The sequence below is a fragment of the Scytonema hankhaensis NUACC26 genome (genome assembly GCF_045865695.1).
GTDB lineage: Bacteria > Cyanobacteriota > Cyanobacteriia > Cyanobacteriales > Nostocaceae > Scytonema.
In genome coordinates, this window is the sequence record NZ_BAACAP010000229.1 from 1 (window position 1) to 16,153 (window position 16,153).

13 protein-coding genes are annotated in these 16,153 nt (G+C 42.2%); 8 read left to right on the plus strand and 5 right to left on the minus strand.

The window, feature by feature from the left end; all coding sequences use genetic code 11:
- The first annotated feature begins 4 nt into the window (after positions 1-4).
- From gyrA to ACKTT2_RS34235, 5 genes are all read left to right on the plus strand, one after another.
- On the plus strand, positions 5-2,602 hold the full coding sequence (gyrA, locus tag ACKTT2_RS34215; RefSeq protein ID WP_407895351.1) for a DNA gyrase subunit A: 2,598 nt from the start codon (positions 5-7) through the stop codon (positions 2,600-2,602).
- Between the two features lie 79 nt (positions 2,603-2,681).
- Positions 2,682-4,325 (plus strand): apolipoprotein N-acyltransferase, encoded by a 1,644-nt coding sequence (lnt, locus tag ACKTT2_RS34220; RefSeq protein WP_407895353.1) that lies wholly within the window; start codon positions 2,682-2,684, stop codon positions 4,323-4,325.
- 144 nt (positions 4,326-4,469) lie between these two features.
- Positions 4,470-4,832 (plus strand): type II toxin-antitoxin system RelE/ParE family toxin, encoded by a 363-nt coding sequence (locus ACKTT2_RS34225; RefSeq protein WP_407895197.1) that lies wholly within the window; start codon positions 4,470-4,472, stop codon positions 4,830-4,832.
- A complete protein-coding gene (locus tag ACKTT2_RS34230; protein WP_407895199.1) occupies positions 4,829-5,176 on the plus strand; it encodes an XRE family transcriptional regulator in 348 nt (115 codons plus the stop codon). The genes ACKTT2_RS34225 and ACKTT2_RS34230 overlap by 4 nt, the downstream gene beginning before the upstream one ends.
- A 164-nt stretch (positions 5,177-5,340) precedes the next feature.
- Positions 5,341-5,529, plus strand: a complete 189-nt coding sequence (locus ACKTT2_RS34235; protein WP_407895201.1) for a hypothetical protein — start codon at positions 5,341-5,343, stop codon at positions 5,527-5,529.
- A 69-nt stretch (positions 5,530-5,598) separates the two neighbouring features.
- On the opposite strand, the gene ACKTT2_RS34240 is transcribed toward ACKTT2_RS34235, so the two are convergent.
- From ACKTT2_RS34240 to ACKTT2_RS34250, 3 genes are all read right to left on the minus strand, one after another.
- Entirely contained in the window at positions 5,599-7,176 is a 1,578-nt protein-coding gene (locus ACKTT2_RS34240; protein WP_407895203.1) for a mucoidy inhibitor MuiA family protein, read from the minus strand.
- Between the two features lie 111 nt (positions 7,177-7,287).
- Entirely contained in the window at positions 7,288-7,671 is a 384-nt protein-coding gene (locus ACKTT2_RS34245; protein ID WP_407895205.1) for a hypothetical protein, read from the minus strand.
- Positions 7,637-9,667 (minus strand): DUF4139 domain-containing protein, encoded by a 2,031-nt coding sequence (locus ACKTT2_RS34250; RefSeq protein ID WP_407895207.1) that lies wholly within the window; start codon positions 9,665-9,667, stop codon positions 7,637-7,639. The genes ACKTT2_RS34245 and ACKTT2_RS34250 overlap by 35 nt, the downstream gene beginning before the upstream one ends.
- Before the next feature lie 430 nt (positions 9,668-10,097).
- Between ACKTT2_RS34250 and ACKTT2_RS34255 the strand changes: the two genes are divergently transcribed.
- On the plus strand, positions 10,098-12,656 hold the full coding sequence (locus ACKTT2_RS34255; protein ID WP_407895209.1) for a vWA domain-containing protein: 2,559 nt from the start codon (positions 10,098-10,100) through the stop codon (positions 12,654-12,656).
- A gap of 63 nt (positions 12,657-12,719) precedes the next feature.
- Here the strand turns inward: ACKTT2_RS34255 and ACKTT2_RS34260 are convergent, their stop codons facing one another.
- Both ACKTT2_RS34260 and ACKTT2_RS34265 read right to left on the minus strand, forming a co-directional pair.
- Positions 12,720-13,091 (minus strand): cupin domain-containing protein, encoded by a 372-nt coding sequence (locus ACKTT2_RS34260; protein ID WP_407895211.1) that lies wholly within the window; start codon positions 13,089-13,091, stop codon positions 12,720-12,722.
- Between the two features lie 90 nt (positions 13,092-13,181).
- Positions 13,182-13,757: a GNAT family N-acetyltransferase gene (locus ACKTT2_RS34265; protein ID WP_407895213.1), complete on the minus strand. Its 576-nt coding sequence runs from the start codon at positions 13,755-13,757 to the stop codon at positions 13,182-13,184.
- 33 nt (positions 13,758-13,790) lie between these two features.
- On the opposite strand from ACKTT2_RS34265, the gene mltA reads away from it, so the two are divergent.
- Together mltA and ACKTT2_RS34275 are read left to right on the plus strand one after the other, a co-directional pair.
- Positions 13,791-15,020, plus strand: a complete 1,230-nt coding sequence (mltA, locus tag ACKTT2_RS34270; protein WP_407895215.1) for a murein transglycosylase A — start codon at positions 13,791-13,793, stop codon at positions 15,018-15,020.
- Between the two features lie 710 nt (positions 15,021-15,730).
- The gene (locus ACKTT2_RS34275) at positions 15,731-16,090 is read left to right on the plus strand and encodes a Mo-dependent nitrogenase C-terminal domain-containing protein (protein ID WP_407895217.1); all 360 of its coding nucleotides are present in this window, start codon (positions 15,731-15,733) and stop codon (positions 16,088-16,090) included.
- Positions 16,091-16,153: the final 63 nt, after the last annotated feature.

Here is a 16,153-nt window from a genome sequence, read left to right on the forward strand (position 1 = left end):
GGTTATGACAACCTCTCAGGAGAGGATTATCCCGACCGATCTGGGGAACGAAATGTCCCGGTCTTATTTAGAATACGCCATGAGCGTGATTGTAGGTCGGGCGCTGCCAGATGCCAGGGATGGTCTGAAACCTGTGCATCGTCGTATCCTCTATGCTATGCATGAATTGGGATTGACCGCAGATCGCCCTTTTCGTAAATGCGCTCGTGTAGTAGGGGAAGTATTGGGTAAATATCACCCTCACGGCGACACAGCGGTCTATGACGCTCTCGTGCGGATGGCTCAGGATTTTTCCATGCGATCGCCTTTAATTGCAGGTCATGGAAACTTTGGGTCTATAGATAATGACCCACCGGCAGCAATGCGATACACCGAATGTCGCTTGGAAGCTTTAACGAGTGACGCTTTACTACAAGATATTGAGTCAGAAACCGTAGATTTTGCTAATAACTTCGACGGTTCCCAACAAGAACCAACTGTTCTGCCTGCACGTGTTCCACAGTTGCTGTTGAATGGTTCTTCTGGGATCGCCGTGGGTATGGCAACTAACATTCCCCCTCATAACTTGGGTGAGTTGATTGATGGATTGGTAGCACTGATTCACAATCCTGAGATTAGTGATACCCAATTGATGCAGTATATTCACGGTCCTGATTTTCCGACAGGCGGTCAGATTTTGGGAACGGGACCAATCCGAGAAGCTTATACTACAGGGCGTGGCTCTATCACCATGAGGGGTGTGGCTCAAATTGAAACCGTAGAACAAAGGGGACGTCCAGATAGAGAAGCAATAATTGTAACTGAATTACCTTATCAAACAAACAAAGCAGCCTTAATTGAAAAAATAGCTGAGTTGGTGAATGATAAGAAAATAGACGGAATTGCAGACATTCGAGATGAGAGCGATCGCGATGGTATGCGAATCGTGATTGAACTCAAGCGCGATGCTTATCCCAGAGTTGTGCTGAACAATCTCTACAAACAAACGCCCATACAAGCCAACTTTGGGGCGAATATGCTAGCGCTTGTCAACGGCGAACCGCAAATTCTCAAGCTCAAGCAATTCTTGCAAGTCTTTCTCGATTTCCGCATAGAAGCCATTACCAGACGCACTCAATATGAATTGCGGAAAGCTGAGGAACGCGACCACATTTTGCAAGGTTTATTAATTGCTCTATCGCACCTTGATGAGATTATTAACTTAATTCGTCATGCACCTGATGCGCCTACAGCAAAAGGAGAGTTAGTCACAACCTACGGACTCTCTGAAGTGCAAGCCGATGCGATTTTGCAAATGCAACTGCGGCGTTTGACAGCTTTAGAGGCAGACAAAATTCGCTTGGAACACGAAGAATTACAAGCCCTCATTGCCGATTTGCGCGATATTCTCGCACGTCGAGAGCGAATTTTGGAAATTATTGAGAACGAAGTTAAGCTGCTCAAAGAGAAATACGCAACGCCTCGCCGGACAACGATCTCGCCTTTGGAAGGGGAAATAGATGACCGGGACTTGATTGCCAATGAAAAGGTTGTCATTTTAGTTACCGAACAAGGCTACATCAAACGGATGCCAGTCAACACCTTTGAAGCGCAAAGCCGTGCGACTAGAGGCAAAGCTGCAGCAAAGATGAAAGAAGATGATGGTGTTGAGCATTTCCTCACTTGCTGCGACCATGACAGTGTTTTATTCTTTAGCCAGCGAGGTGTCGTTTATTGCCTCAAAACCTATCAAATCCCCGTGAGTTCCCGTACCAGCAGGGGGACGCCAATTGTCCAATTGCTACCCGTTCCTAAAGAGGAAAAAATTACCTCAATAGTTCCTGTGACGGAGTTTACCAGCGACGAGTATTTGGTCATGCTTACCAACGGTGGCAATATTAAGAAAACAGAATTAGCAGCGTTTAGTAATATTCGTGCTAATGGTTTGATTGCTATCTCTTTGGAAGAAGGAGATCAACTCCGTTGGGTGAGAAGAGCAAGAGTAGAAGATAGCGTTATCATTGGTTCGCGTCGAGGAATGGCAATTCACTTTAGATGTAACCACGAACAATTGCGTCCTTTGGGACGGGCGACTCGTGGGGTCAAAGCCATGAAACTGCGCGATAAAGATGAACTGGTGGGAATGGATATTCTTCCAGCAGCGATTCTTGAAACTTTAAGTACAGCTATAGAAGCTGAAAACGAGGATGTCGAAACAGAAGAACTTCTTGAGGTTGAGGTAAATGAAGAATCTGTAGAAGTTGCAGGTAATGGCAGTACTGGTCCGTGGGTGTTGGTGATTACAATGGGAGGGTATGGCAAGCGCGTACCAGTTTCCCAGTTCCGCCTACAAAAGCGTGCCGGTCAGGGTATTATGGCGACTAAATTCAAAAACCGCAAAATCAAAGACCAACTCGCAACTTTACATATCGTTAACAATGATGATGCGGAGATTATGATGGTCACCAGTCGCGGTATTATCATTCGTCAGGCGGTGAATGCGATTTCAATTCAATCGCGATCGGCAACTGGGGTACGGGTGCAACGCCTAGATGAAGATGACGTTATCACGGGAGTGGCAATAGTTCCCCCCGATACTGTTGATGCAACCGAAACAGAGTAAGCATTTTGGATTTTGGATTTTGGATTTTGGATTGAATTCAAAGTCTAAAATCTTTATTGCTTTTATAAGTGGAGTTTTGATGGGGTTGACTGTTGTACCTTTTGGTGCATGGTTCTTGGCATGGGTTGCTCTTGCTCCCCTCTGGATACTTGTTGTTAATTCTACACAACGAAAAAACCCATCTTCCCATCCCTCCCTCTCTCCCTCTCTCCCTCTCTCCCTCCCTCTAGCCTGGGGTGTTGGTTATCACGGAATCGCACTGTCTTGGATTACAGGAATTCATCCCATGACTTGGATGGGGGTTCCTTGGTTGGCAAGTTTAGCGATCGCTTTATTTTGTTGGACGTTCATTACTTTATGGGGAGCAGCATTAGTTGCGACCTGGGCAACTTGTTTCTCTTTTATTTTAGATTTTAGATTGCCGATTTTCGATTGGTTGAAAGTCATCTTCAAACGAGAAAGTAAAACACCCATAAATCGATCCCCAAGCCCCAATCCCCAATCCCCAATCCCCAATGGATTTGTTCGCGTTTTGATTGGTACAGCTATCTGGTGTGGATTAGAAGCCCTTTGGAGTGCAGGACCATTGTGGTGGACTTCTCTTTCTTACACGCAAAGCCCCCAAAATCTTATCATTTTACATTTAGGTCAATTGTCTGGACCAAATGCGGTGACAGCAGCTATTGTGGCTGTGAATGGATTGCTTGCGGAAGCATGGATAAACTCTAGAAGCACGGAACGCTTAGATGAAAGAAAGCAATTTCTTCTCGCGGCGACTTCTGTGCGTTTGCGATTTGGTTATTTAATTTCGGCGGCTGCACTATTTATTTTTCTCCATCTTGTTGGTTTGGGTTTATATAGCCGTCCTTTAGTTCAAAAACCAGAAGCTGCATTAAAAGTGGGGATTGTTCAAGGAAATGTTCCTAATGAAATTAAGCTTTTTCGAGAAGGTTTTCGTCGTGCTATTGAAGGTTACACCACGGGTTATATCACCCTTGTAGATCGAGGTGTTGATGCAGTTTTGACTCCAGAGGGTGCTTTGCCTTTTTTCCAAAGTGATATTATGTCGAGTTCTTTAGTAGCTACAGTGCGGGAAAAAAAGAAAGTTGCCTGGATTGGTGGTTTTTATAGAGATGGACGTAGTTATACAAATAGCTTATTTACAGTTACGGGCAGTGGTGTAATTTTTAGTCGCTATGGCAAAGTGAAGATGGTGCCGATTGGGGAATATGTTCCTTTTGAAGAAATTTTGGGTGGTCTAATTGACAGGTTGTCGCCTTTGAAGGAACACCAGGTTGCGGGGAAGCCAAATCAAATATTTGATACGCCTTTCGGTCGTGCGATTGTTGGGATTTGTTATGAATCGGCTTTTTCGGAACATTTCCGCCGTCAAGCTGCAGTGGGAGGAGAGTTTATACTGGGACCTTCTAATGATGCTCATTACAGTGCTGCTATGCCAGCACAGCATCACGCACAGGATATCATGCGGGCAATTGAAACTGATAGATGGGCAGTAAGAGCAACAAATACGGGGTATTCAGCTTTTGTAGATCCTCATGGTAGGACATTGTGGATATCGGGGCATAATACTTATGAAGTTCATGCGGAAACAATATATCGTCTTCAAAGTAAGACTTTATATGTGCTTTGGGGCGATTGGTTGACGCCGTTGTTGTTGGGAGTGGGTGGTTTGGGATGGTTTTTGGGGAATCGGTTGTATTGATTTTATAGGAGTTTAGGAACCGCAGATGAACGCAGACGAACGCAGATGAAGAGGAATAACAGAACTTTACAACGCGATCGCCATACAAAAAAACACCAAAATAATATCATTGACGATATATATCATAAATGATAATGTATTGGTATGTGTTGGAACGTTGAATTGTATCCTCTATTTGCACAAGAGTTCTTAGAATTTTCCGAAGCGGTGCAGGATGCTTTATTAGCAGAAGTAGCGTTGCTGGAAAAGTACGGCCCGCAGCTAAACAGACCCCATGTGGACACACTCAATGGTTCTAAGCATATAAACATGAAAGAGCTACGGTTTAAAGCGGACAACGGTGTGTGGCGAGCTGCATTTGCCTTCGATCCGAAGCGACAAGCAATTCTGCTTGTGGCTGGCGATAAATCTGGGATGAGTGAGAAACGGTTTTACAAGCAGCTTATCAAAAAGGCCGATGAACGCTTCGACAATCATTTGACCCAGTTAAAGGAGGAGAACCAATGACCAAAGGGAAAATCTTGCAAAGTATATGGGATAATTTGCCAGACGAGCGCAAGCAACGGATACAGGCTCGGGCTGAAGAATTAGAAACTGAATATCTCACTTTGCAGGAACTGAGAAAAGCCGCAGGGCTAACGCAGGCGGAAATTTCACGAAGCTTGCGAATGCCGCAATCGAACGTCTCACGCCTGGAAAGAGAGTCTGATATGTTGCTGTCTACTTTGAGGAACTACATTGATGCTATAGGCGGCAATCTAACTATTGTGGTTGAGCTTCCGAATAAGCCACCTGTTCGCCTGAAGACGTTAAGTGACCTTGTAAGCCAGGAGGAGGACAGTAAAACATAACAAATTATAGCAATCCTAAATCCTATTTGATTTTTGAACTATATGTAGGGTGGGCATTGCCCACCTACTTAAGCTGTTGCTCGGCATCGTCCACTATTCAGTAATTAAAGTTTTTATAAAAAAAATAGGATCGTATTTATTTAATTTATACGTAAATATATTTTATGAATAAGACAGAAATTGAAAAGCTTTTGCGTGAAGTGACTAACTTTGCTGAAAGTATGAAACTGAATTTTGGAAATGCTCAAGTAATTAGGCAAGAAATAGCTAAAATAGTTGATATTCAAAAACAATTGAATCAGATTAATACAAAAGTAGAACGCAAGCTTAAACTATGCGTGAAAAAGATGTAAGGGCGCAAGGCATTGCGCCCCTACCAAGACTTTTGGGTAATGCATAATTAATTTCTGGAAATGTCTAATCTATAATCCTTGTACTTCTGGTGCAGCTGATATCCTATGAACAAGAGTTGCTGACATTTGGGAGTAAGGTTCAAGAGTAAAGTTCCACGTACAAAAACCGTTGTCATCTGGTTGGACACCGTTTGTAGTTTTATCTGCAATTACTTCAACCTTCACTTGCTCTAATTCTGAAATGGGAATGCGTTCAATTGTTTTTATGACCTTTGTCTCTGCTCCTACATTAGAAAGAAATAATGTTCTAGTTTCCATCAACTTATTCCACTTGGTGAGATGGTCTTGTTCTTTTTTCTCCTTTGTTGTGCGTTGTACTCGCATTGCTGCATCAGGACCCCATCCTATAGCAAACTTTTCACTAGGGGCTATAAATCCTATGGATGTCTTACCGACAAATTCCGTAGAACGAACTAAATCTACGGGTCCCGCAAGAATGGGGAATTTTGCTGTATTTGTCTGTTCGCTCTTGAAAACAACTTGACAAACAATTTCTGGCATTAAAATATACTCTACTAAGGCATCTGAGGAGAAGGAAAAAATTGGTACGCGATAGGGGCGACCATCAGAGGGAATTGTTGCTTTTTTACGAGAACGGAGGTTGCGAACTTCTCCACCATCATCAACTCCTGGTATATCAACGGTTGTAGGCGTAGCTGGAGAAGGGGGAGTTGCACCCGTTCCCAATCCTGTTGTCTGTATAGTTTGATTTCTGGCTTCAATAACAATTTGCTGAGATTTTTCTTGGACTTTTAACTGGTCATCGCTAAGTAGAGGTGGCTCAGTTCCCAGAGACGCCCGTGCTGTGGAAAATACTAGGTCAATATTGTGCCAATCTTCACCCGTGTGCTGCCACACACAGCCATCCATCCGAAAAGAAACACTCGATTGTCCTTCTAATAGTAGATGCGCTTGATGCCAAGGTCGCCACATTGCGTTCGGGACTACGTAGTCAAAAGCAATTTCGTATTCACCAGAGCGAGCGATCGCTAAATCTGCTTCAATATAAGCAGAATAAACCGTATCAGGACGAGACAAAGCATCTACTCTGGCAATTAAATCATCAATTTGCTGACTTAAATGCTCCTGAGTGTGGTAGCTGCTCAAAATTTCTCTACGCAAATCCCGTAACTGCTTAAACAGGATAGATAGCTGTTCCCGCCAAGATTTGGGATCGATTTGTCCCCAGATTGCATCTACAGGTAATTCCTGCAAACTTTTTGTCAGAATCGTATTCACCCGTTCAAAACAGGACTCTAGGTGTTGGCGATCTTCAGAGATATTGTTAAAAGATTGCAAAAGCATTCTGAGTTCCGCCTGCAAAGCTTGAAATTCTGCAGGTCGTTCTGCTTCCTTTACAAGCATTTGACGACGGACACGGACATCATCAATACGCGATTCCCAAGACTCACCACAATACTCAGCACGGAGAGATTTATCAGAAAGCACGGGAGCAACTTGCTCGACTTTAACGCGCCATAATCCCTGACTTAAATTAAGTTTACCAATTCGCTGCACTTGCGCTCGGTCTTCTAACAAAGTTACGGAAGAAACGGGTGCGTCTATTGTTAATTTCTGTACTTGCATACTCAGCTATCCAAATATATATGTTTTTTAACCGCAGATGCACGCAGATACACGCAGATAGTTATTCTCTTACATCCGCGTTCGTCTGCGTGCATCTGCGGTTAATTTTTCTTATCCTTCTCGGCGATTTCCACCAATCAGTTCGCTATCAACAAAAGTCTTGATAGTATACTCAACCGACAAACTTTCTTGTTCTTTTGCTGGAACTTCCACTAGCCAATGGTAGCCCCCAACAACAGGTGCAGAACGTTCCTGCTGTTTGTACTTCTCCCAAGCAGGCGTGACCTGTTCAACTTGAACATCAACTTTTGCACCTTCAGCCGGAATGGGAAGGCGTTCCCGTACTTCTATTTTTGCACTTCTCGACATCAAGTTTTTAATATCAATTTTGATACAATGACGCAATTCGTTAAAAGCAACTATTGTTTCACCCGATCGCGAAGCGCAAGCTGTACCCAGCTTATCGCACTTCCTGATAAGATGTATTCCGAGCAACCTTAATACTTTGTTCGACTCCAAGACCTAATTCCATATGTCCTTGAGGTGGAACTGTAGCAATATGAGTAGATAAAATATACTCACTATCTACGTAAACATCGGTAGAACCAGCAAGTAGCGGTGCCAATAAGGGATTGCGAAGTTGAGCAATCCGGAAAACATTGGTATCTTCACGGGGAACGACTATATACCGCAAGTCTACATCCGTTGTTTTACTAGTTAATGCTAGAGAATGAAATTGCCCATCAGATGGAACATCTACCCGTCCATCAGCCTGGTAGGCATAATCAAAAGATCCAGCTACGGTTCGCACGTTAATACCACCAGGGGGAAGTGTTGTCGCAAGACAACTTTGGGCATTATTGACAGCTTGTTGTACCACTTCCAAGACATTGAAATTTACCACAACTTGGTGGCGTTTCAGGCTTTCTATGTAAACTTCTTCTTGTTGCTCAATGGATAATTTACCGCGTTTTGCACGATTATTAGTTTCGCCCAATCGCATAATATTATATGCTAAGAGCGAATCGAACTCGTTGCGATCGCTTTTACTTTGAGTCGTTCCGGTACTAAGCCCCCGTTTAAGAGTTAAAAATTGTGGTACTGGTGCTGGTATACTTCGCGTCACTAGAGAACGGACAGATGCAATTTCTTCATTTTTTTCTGATGTTAAGGTGATACCAAGACGTTGTTGTAAGGCATTCATCAACTCTTGAGCAGACTTTTGGCTCAAATATTTGATCTGTTGTAAATCTTCTTGCGTTAAGTTCAACAAATCTGCAACAGTATAGATTTGAGCGCGTTTCAAAGCTTTATAAGCTGCTGTACTGAGTTGCAACTCTTCAAGAGGAATCAAGCTTGTGGGATCTTGAGGCAATTCGTCAGCGTCATATGCAGCATATGCAGCACCAGGTGCAGAAAAGCCCCGCTCAAATTCTTCTTCAATTTCTAACTGTGGCTTTAAAGAGCGAACAGGTGTCAGATGTGGAACAGACACGGATGAGAAATCATCTACGATCGCACTTTCAGGCATACGATCGAGTAATGCTGGTTCCTGTTGTCGGTCGTAATCCTCAAAAAGTAGTTCAGCACCGACTGGGGGTCTGCGCCAACCCGATTTTTTGCTGACAGGTTGGGCTTTACCGAGTCGTAAAGACGGTAACTCTGGTAGCGAACACCAAGCCAATGGTTCTGCAGTGGAAAGTTCTAAGCGTACCCCAGACCAATTTTCTCCTGTGCGCTGACATAATAGCGATCGGACTGCGATCGCCGCGCTAGATTCAGCACTATTTAAACGACATACGTAAGTAGGTGTCCAACGTGCGCCAGGAACAAAATATTCGACAATTAACTGTCCGACCTCAGCATCAAGGGCTTCACCTTCATAACTCAAGCTTACAATAGCTGTTTTGCGAAGCTCATTTGGTCGAGCATCCTTTGCACTTGAAGCCAAACGCTGCTTTTGTTGCAAGTCCGCTAAATTTTCGCGAGCCAACCGCAATTTTTCCTTATTTTCTCGCGCTTCTTGAAGGCGGAGGCGAATTTGCTCGTCACTAAAATTTGCTAGTGCAAGGCGGGCGCTTGTTGGAGAAGGAGGAGGGGCTTTACCTGGTTCTTCTTTAGGACGGTTTGGTACGTGCAATTTATCTAACACCTCAATTTCATTTTCAATGAGAGCGATGAGGTTTTCTAGCTGTTGGACGCAAGCAGTTGCAGCACGTATTTCTTCATCAAGAGGTGGATTGGGTATCTCTAGAGGCGGTGGAACGGCTAGACCTATGCGAACATCGTTAGCTAAAGGCGCTGTTCCCCGTTCTACTTCTACTTTTACCCTGACACTGCTATCCTCAAGACTTAGAGGTAGCTCAGCAATTTCTACCTGTTCGGGTAAATTTTCTGGTGTCAGGGACAACTCAGCAAATCGGGTGACTGTTGCTCCTGCACAGTAAACCTTCACGCTTTCAATTCTGGATGTTAGTTGCACTATTGTCATGATACAAACAATAACTGCTCGTGATTCACTCGGTTATAGCACATTCAGTTTTTCTGAAAGAATTCTTGACTTGACACTTTTATGGTACAATTGTACTATAAAGCAAGATAACTCTTTTTACCCCACCCTAACCCTCCCCGATGGATTGGGGAGGGAACGAGATTTCCTATTTCCCCCCTTTATAAGGGGGAGCCACTGCGTTGGGCGGGTTTCCCGACTTGTAGCAAGTGGCGTGGATTAAGGGGGGTAAATCAATCTCTGCATTCACCATGTCAATTTAAACTGAGCATAGCTTTTCGTACAAAAATATTTCCGTGTTTACTCTGGGATTACGAGGTGTTTTAAAAACTCGTATTATCCAGGGTGACCGTAGGAAAGAATGAAGGATAGAGTGTTACTTTAGTGTACTATTACCGGGTTAGAAGTTAATATGGCAAAGAAATCATCGAAAAACAACAGTAGCAAGCCTTCCAAGAATAACAGCACATCCACTGAAAATACTAGAACAAAATTTACTATCTATAATTTTGCAGGTAAAGAAAAATATTACTACCTAGTCGATAAAGTCCACTTAGAAAGAAAGCCAGGGGATATTCCAGAAAAATCTGTCGCCCATAGCATCATTATCATCGATCGCTCTGGTTCGATGTATGGTGACATTCAGGCATTAAAAGACACTTTGATTAAACTTCTCACTCTAGATGAATACATCAATTTCCAGTTAGTCATCACCTTAATTTCTTACTCCTCTAAAGGCGATGTGACTTGTCACTTCCAACGGATTCCTATTCAAGAAGTGATGAAACAAAATTCTCGATACCTAGAAGCCATTCGACAAATTCGCGCAACCTGTGCAACCTGCATCTCCCAATCTATGGAGATGGCAAAATCAATGATACAAGAGGGAGAATTAACTGCTATTACTCTCCACAGCGATGGTTATGCGAATGACACTAGTCCTAGTGCAGAAGCAAAAGCTCTAGAGGCTATTTGTCAAGAACTCAAAGGCAAAGATGTTTTTGTCAATACTATTGCTTATTCCTACTCCTCAGACTTTAAACTTCTTTCCAAGATTGCCAACATTGTCTCTGGCGTATGTGTTAAAGCTGGGGATGTCAAAGAAGTTTATAATGCTATTTACAGCACTTCCAAATTATTAGGGAGTTCAGTAGTACCAGCTATAGAAGAACCTTTAGCTGCTGATTACAGCTATCAAGTTCTTTTCTCTAAGAGTGCCAAGAAAATTAATGGAACAACAGGGACTTTAAAAATTTGTGGCTTAAAAGCAGATGATGAGGTCATCATTTATAAATATAAGCAAATCGCCAAAGAGGCTTACGAGCAATTGGATGTTCCTGTAGCTCAAAATGATGAGTCGGTGTATGCTTTTGCAAAAGCAAACCTGGCGGAAGGAAATTTGAATACTGCAAAGTATGCGATCGCAAGTACTTTTGATGCTACTTTAACAGAAAGACACGCCAGAGCATTAACAAACGAACAAGTAGCAGATTTTGCCCAAGATATCGATATTGCACTGTTCTATCCCAACGTCTTGAGCGAGCATGAAATTCTAGATCGAGTGAAAGTGAACGAGAAAACTTCCTTGTTAGAACTCATCAAACTTTTGGAAGAACATCGTAGCAGCATCATTATTAACTTCAAGCACTTGCAGGAAAACTATCAAAGAAAAGGAATCAAAAGAGTTAATGGTTCCAGAGATGCAAATGGTAACCTTGTCAAGCCTTGGTTAACAACCGAGTACATAGATAAAACTGACTATATTGGTATGGGGTCGTTTGAGATCAACCACAACACCGCCACAGTCAATATGCTAGTCACTCGCAAAGTCAGGCTGGTTAAAGCAGAAGACAAAACTCCCATTATTGAAGTTGCAGGATTGTTAGTGAATGACCTAGCAGCCTTTAATAATTACACTATCGTTAGCGATGGCGACCTCAACGTGAAATCATTGCGCGTGAAAATTAGCAGCAAGAAAGCTTTTGACGCTTTAAAAGAACAAGGCTTGCTAGAAAAAGATAATTCTCCTGTTAAAGAATTTGATTTCCATGATGAGTACATTATTAAACTGGACAATTTACCTTTAGTACCTTTTGAGGGATATTACAGCAGTATCGATAGTTTATTCAACCAGTTAGCGGAAATTAAAGTTCTTTCGAGTATTATTTCTGCTCACTTGAAAGAAGAGTCAGATATGTTTTTGCCAGAACAGTTAGAAGAGTTGAAAAAGCATTATCTTTCCAAGAGCCTTTACATTAACTTCCCAACTACCAACGAATACACGGACATCAATGAAGCTCTAGCAACTGGGACTATTGATTCTAGAGTCAGCTATAAAATCGATATTGGTAGCAAAGAGATTCTCAACCTTAGCAAACTGCATTCTGCGAACAAGTTCCTTGACAGGATGTATCAGGTTTGCGATCGAGAAACTGGAGAGATTTTCCAAAAGCCAACTTTTGAACTGGCTTTCAATGAAAATATTGCCTACAACCACAAGCAGCTATCATCCCGTACAAAAATCACAAAAGTGGATGAGTTCATGAAACCCATTTTCGATAATTTCTTAGGATTCGAGAAAAATGGTGTGGTGACAGATATTCTGGCAAAAGTTGGTGCTGATAATTTGGTGCGAGTCTTGCAAGATAAGTGGGATGGTAAACAAGTTAGCAAAGAGGAGATGATAACAGCTTTAACAGCCGCAGGTAAAAAATTAGAGGCGTATGTAGAAAGAATATACCGCGATAAAATTTGTCCTTTAGTATTCTACATCGGTTCAACAGGGTTGTTGCCAGATGAGATGCAAGCGAAAGCATCTACAGCAGATGAACTCGCTGCAAAATATCCAAACTTGCAGTTTTCCAAGGATGAGCAAGAAGGGACATTTTTTGAGGTAGGTAAAAGTATTCTCAGTGTATACGCGAAGACTGAGTACTATACCAAGAAAGTTGCTGTTGGTGTAGAAGAGTAGTATTCTTGATGCAGGCGATCGCCTGCATCAAGAATACCTGTAAATGTTTTAGCATCCACAAAACTAAGGAGATGCGGGGACAACCGCAAGACTTGAGGCTGAATAGATGGAGAGAAATACCGTATCTTGAGTTCCCTCATTCACTGCACCATGAACTTGCAATGGTTCGGCGATATCAATTTGCCCTGCAGAAACAACCTTCTTCTGTCCGTCGCCAAGATAGTAAGTCAATTCGCCCCTGACTATAATCCAAGTATCTTGTCCGTCCGGATGAATGTGAGCAGGCACTTCTTGCCCAGGCTGGACACCCCAAACAGCAATGCTAGAATGTGGCGTAATGATTATTTCTGTAACCGTTGCTTTTTCATCTGAAAACTGAACTAATTGTTCAATATCAAATGTACGGTTTTGGGGTTCAGTAATTGTGTCGCTCATTGTCATCTCCATAAGATTTGCATTTACCAACTTATGACATAGGTTGATTTAAGTAGACAATACAAACATTAGTATCTAGCAAATATATTATCATTCTAGTGGCTCCCGTTCTTCGTATTCACCTTGGGAATATCTTATGAGTGGATCGTCTTGCAGAGCACCAGCTGTTTGCTCAAAAAAACCAGGTGACCAACCTAATTCTTCTGGCGATACAAGCCGCTTCTCATAACACAAACTAAGTGGATCGTTGATATAGGGACCGAATAGGGGAATGCGATAAAAGCCCAACCGCTCGTAAAGCCCAATTGCTTCTCGCTGGTGAACTCCGGTTTCTAAGCGCAACAGTGTGATGTTATGAGCACAGGCATAATCTGCCAAATGATTGACCATCAACTTAGCAAACCCTAATCCACGGAATTGGGGACGCACATACATCCGCTTGATCTCGCCATACTCGTTGCCCACAAATTCGATCCCACCACAACACGCTGGTGTCTCATTTACACGCAGCAGGAAAAACGCCACTTCCTCGGCAAGCAACTTATCGACACTGTATCCATGACGGCTTTCGGGAGGATAAAGGGATTCAAGAAAGGCTTCTAACTCTGTAATCAAGCTGATGGCATCGAAGGTGTCAGGGCGTTCTCTTGTGATAATGGGTAACATTAGAAATCTCCAATGATGAGATTAATATAAATTATGAAAAAAACCATTGTTTTACTTTCTTTGAGTTTAGGTATTGCCCTCATTCACCCCTTCTGGTCAGTTATTGCTCAAGTCCCTACTATAGCGCCATTACCAAGCCCTAACAACTCAATCGAACCCCTACCTCCACCACTTGAAGTAATAGATGTAGGAAGGTGTCAATCTCCATCACGTTGCTTGGGTTGGGACGAGCAAATTTGGGGCGGAAAGGGCAGACAGGGCGATAAACAGGCGTTGCTAGCTTCCATTGAAAACAGCTTGCGCTATTTACAAACTGATAAGGCAGTTTTAGCGTATCAAAATTACCCCATTCAAGAAATTACCCTAGATCGCGTTCGTCGTAGCTTGATACGTTTTCGCCAATTAGTAGCTAACTCCAAATCCCCCGTACAATTACAAGCTGCTGTCCGTAAGGAATTTGTTTTTTATAAATCAGTTGGCAGTGATGGTAAAGGAACTGTTAAATTTACTGCCTACTACGAACCCGTTTATACTGCTAGTCGCACCCAAACACCTGTTTATAAATATCCGCTTTACCGACTCCCACCCGATTTTGAACAATGGGCAAAACCGCATCCCAAGCGCATTGATTTAGAGGGAAGAAATGGTTTGCTAGGAGAGAAAAGCCCGTTGCGCGGTTTGGAAATGTTTTGGTTTCGCAATCGACTCGACGCATATCTAATTCACATTCAAGGTTCTGCCCAACTCAAACTGACTGATGGCACTACAACCTCCGTTAGCTTTGCAGGTGGTACAGACTATCCTTGGACGAGTATTGGAAAAGAACTTATTAAAAATGGTAAGCTTAAGCGTGAAAATGCCAATATGCCTAGTATAATAGCATATTTTAACCGCAATCCCCAAGATTTAAACGAATATTTACCTCTGTGGGAACGCTTTGTTTTCTTTAAAGAAACAAAAGGTGAGTCGGCTTCTGGAAGTATAGGTGTGCCTGTAACGGCAGAGCGTAGCATTGCTACAGATAAATCTCTCATGCCTCCCGGAGCGTTAGCACTTATTCATGGATCGTTCCCGTATCCGAAAAAAGGTGGCGGGCTAGAATCGCGTCAAGTCAATCGCTTTGTACTCGACCAAGATACAGGTAGCGCTATCAAAACTCCGGGACGTGTCGATTACTTTATGGGGACAGGTTCTTTAGCTGGTTATCGGGCTGGGATCGCAAGTAGTACTGGGAGTTTATATTATTTGCTTTTAAAAGAATAGAATTTTACTCCGTTTTACGAGTCTCCCAGAAGATTGTCTGTCTCTGTCTCGTTCCCAAGCGGAGCTTGGGAACGAGGTGGGGGGTCAGACCCATTATTCGCTAACAGCATCCTTAAAGAAGTCGGGGATCTAACTGTTTATACATGATTTAGGATTGCTATATATCTTCTAAGTTACAGGCAAAGCAATACAGGAAGTTTATCTACTAAAACCCTTAAACTTCTAACTTTTTAGATATATTTACTTATCTAATTTATTTATACCTTTACATTTTGTAACAAATTCTACAATTTTCCACTAAAGGGATAGCTTAAAATCGGTTGTCCTGATACCAAATATTAGTAAAATCTAGCCTAAGTATGAGCAAAAAGAATATTTTGTTGAAGAAGTTACAACTCAAGGTACTGTTTGATTTAAGCAAGGGTCATTTACCTTTGAAGTATAAAACCGTTGTAATCGATATAGGCATTTTATAAACGAAAATGGAACGCTTTAGATTATTTTAAGAATTTTGTATTAAGCTGGACAGTTTTTTACCCTCTACTCAGTTTTAATAACGTTGTTTGCAGTATTTGCTCAGTGAATATCTATGTAAATGCTGCTGCAAAATGATGCCATGCTAGTGTTGTCAAGCATACAATTAACTGCTGCAATAGATAGTTTGGTAAATGACAAAACAAAAAATTCCTAGATGGAGCCTAACAATAACTATGCTTGAAACTAACAATCAAAACATATATTTTTCTGCTTTTATAAGCCCTGCTGTTGAAAACGAACAATCTGGAAATCGTAACCGTTTGACTAAACCTAAATTAGATATACTGCAACCATTACGGAATTGGCTTGATTCATTAGATATTCAGAATCGAAAATTGGCAAGATTCATTGCTCAAACGATCCCCGCTCAATGCCCATTTGAAAGAGATGTTGTTTTGTTTGGTCGTAAAATAGCTCATATTCCTCCTATGTGCAAACTCAATCCTCTCTACGATCAATTTGTTGGCTTGCGTTTCCGTGCTTTGTGTTACTTAGCAGATGTGTGTGGCGAAGATATCCGTTCTTATTGCTAGAATGCATTCTCGTATAATGTAAACTCAATAAACAATATGGCGATCGCCTAAACTGTAAAAACA

Excerpts from the sequence above, each read along its gene's own strand:
- gyrA (WP_407895351.1), top strand. The coding sequence starts at position 5 with ATGACAACCTCTCAGGAGAGGATTATCCCGACCGATCTGGGGAACGAA.
- lnt (WP_407895353.1), top strand. The coding sequence starts at position 2,682 with ATGGGGTTGACTGTTGTACCTTTTGGTGCATGGTTCTTGGCATGGGTT.
- ACKTT2_RS34225 (WP_407895197.1), top strand. The coding sequence starts at position 4,470 with ATGTGTTGGAACGTTGAATTGTATCCTCTATTTGCACAAGAGTTCTTA.
- ACKTT2_RS34230 (WP_407895199.1), top strand. The coding sequence starts at position 4,829 with ATGACCAAAGGGAAAATCTTGCAAAGTATATGGGATAATTTGCCAGAC.
- ACKTT2_RS34235 (WP_407895201.1), top strand. The coding sequence starts at position 5,341 with ATGAATAAGACAGAAATTGAAAAGCTTTTGCGTGAAGTGACTAACTTT.
- ACKTT2_RS34240 (WP_407895203.1), bottom strand. The coding sequence starts at position 7,176 with ATGCAAGTACAGAAATTAACAATAGACGCACCCGTTTCTTCCGTAACT.
- ACKTT2_RS34250 (WP_407895207.1), bottom strand. The coding sequence starts at position 9,667 with ATGACAATAGTGCAACTAACATCCAGAATTGAAAGCGTGAAGGTTTAC.
- ACKTT2_RS34255 (WP_407895209.1), top strand. The coding sequence starts at position 10,098 with ATGGCAAAGAAATCATCGAAAAACAACAGTAGCAAGCCTTCCAAGAAT.
- ACKTT2_RS34260 (WP_407895211.1), bottom strand. The coding sequence starts at position 13,091 with ATGAGCGACACAATTACTGAACCCCAAAACCGTACATTTGATATTGAA.
- ACKTT2_RS34265 (WP_407895213.1), bottom strand. The coding sequence starts at position 13,757 with ATGTTACCCATTATCACAAGAGAACGCCCTGACACCTTCGATGCCATC.
- mltA (WP_407895215.1), top strand. The coding sequence starts at position 13,791 with ATGAAAAAAACCATTGTTTTACTTTCTTTGAGTTTAGGTATTGCCCTC.
- ACKTT2_RS34275 (WP_407895217.1), top strand. The coding sequence starts at position 15,731 with ATGCTTGAAACTAACAATCAAAACATATATTTTTCTGCTTTTATAAGC.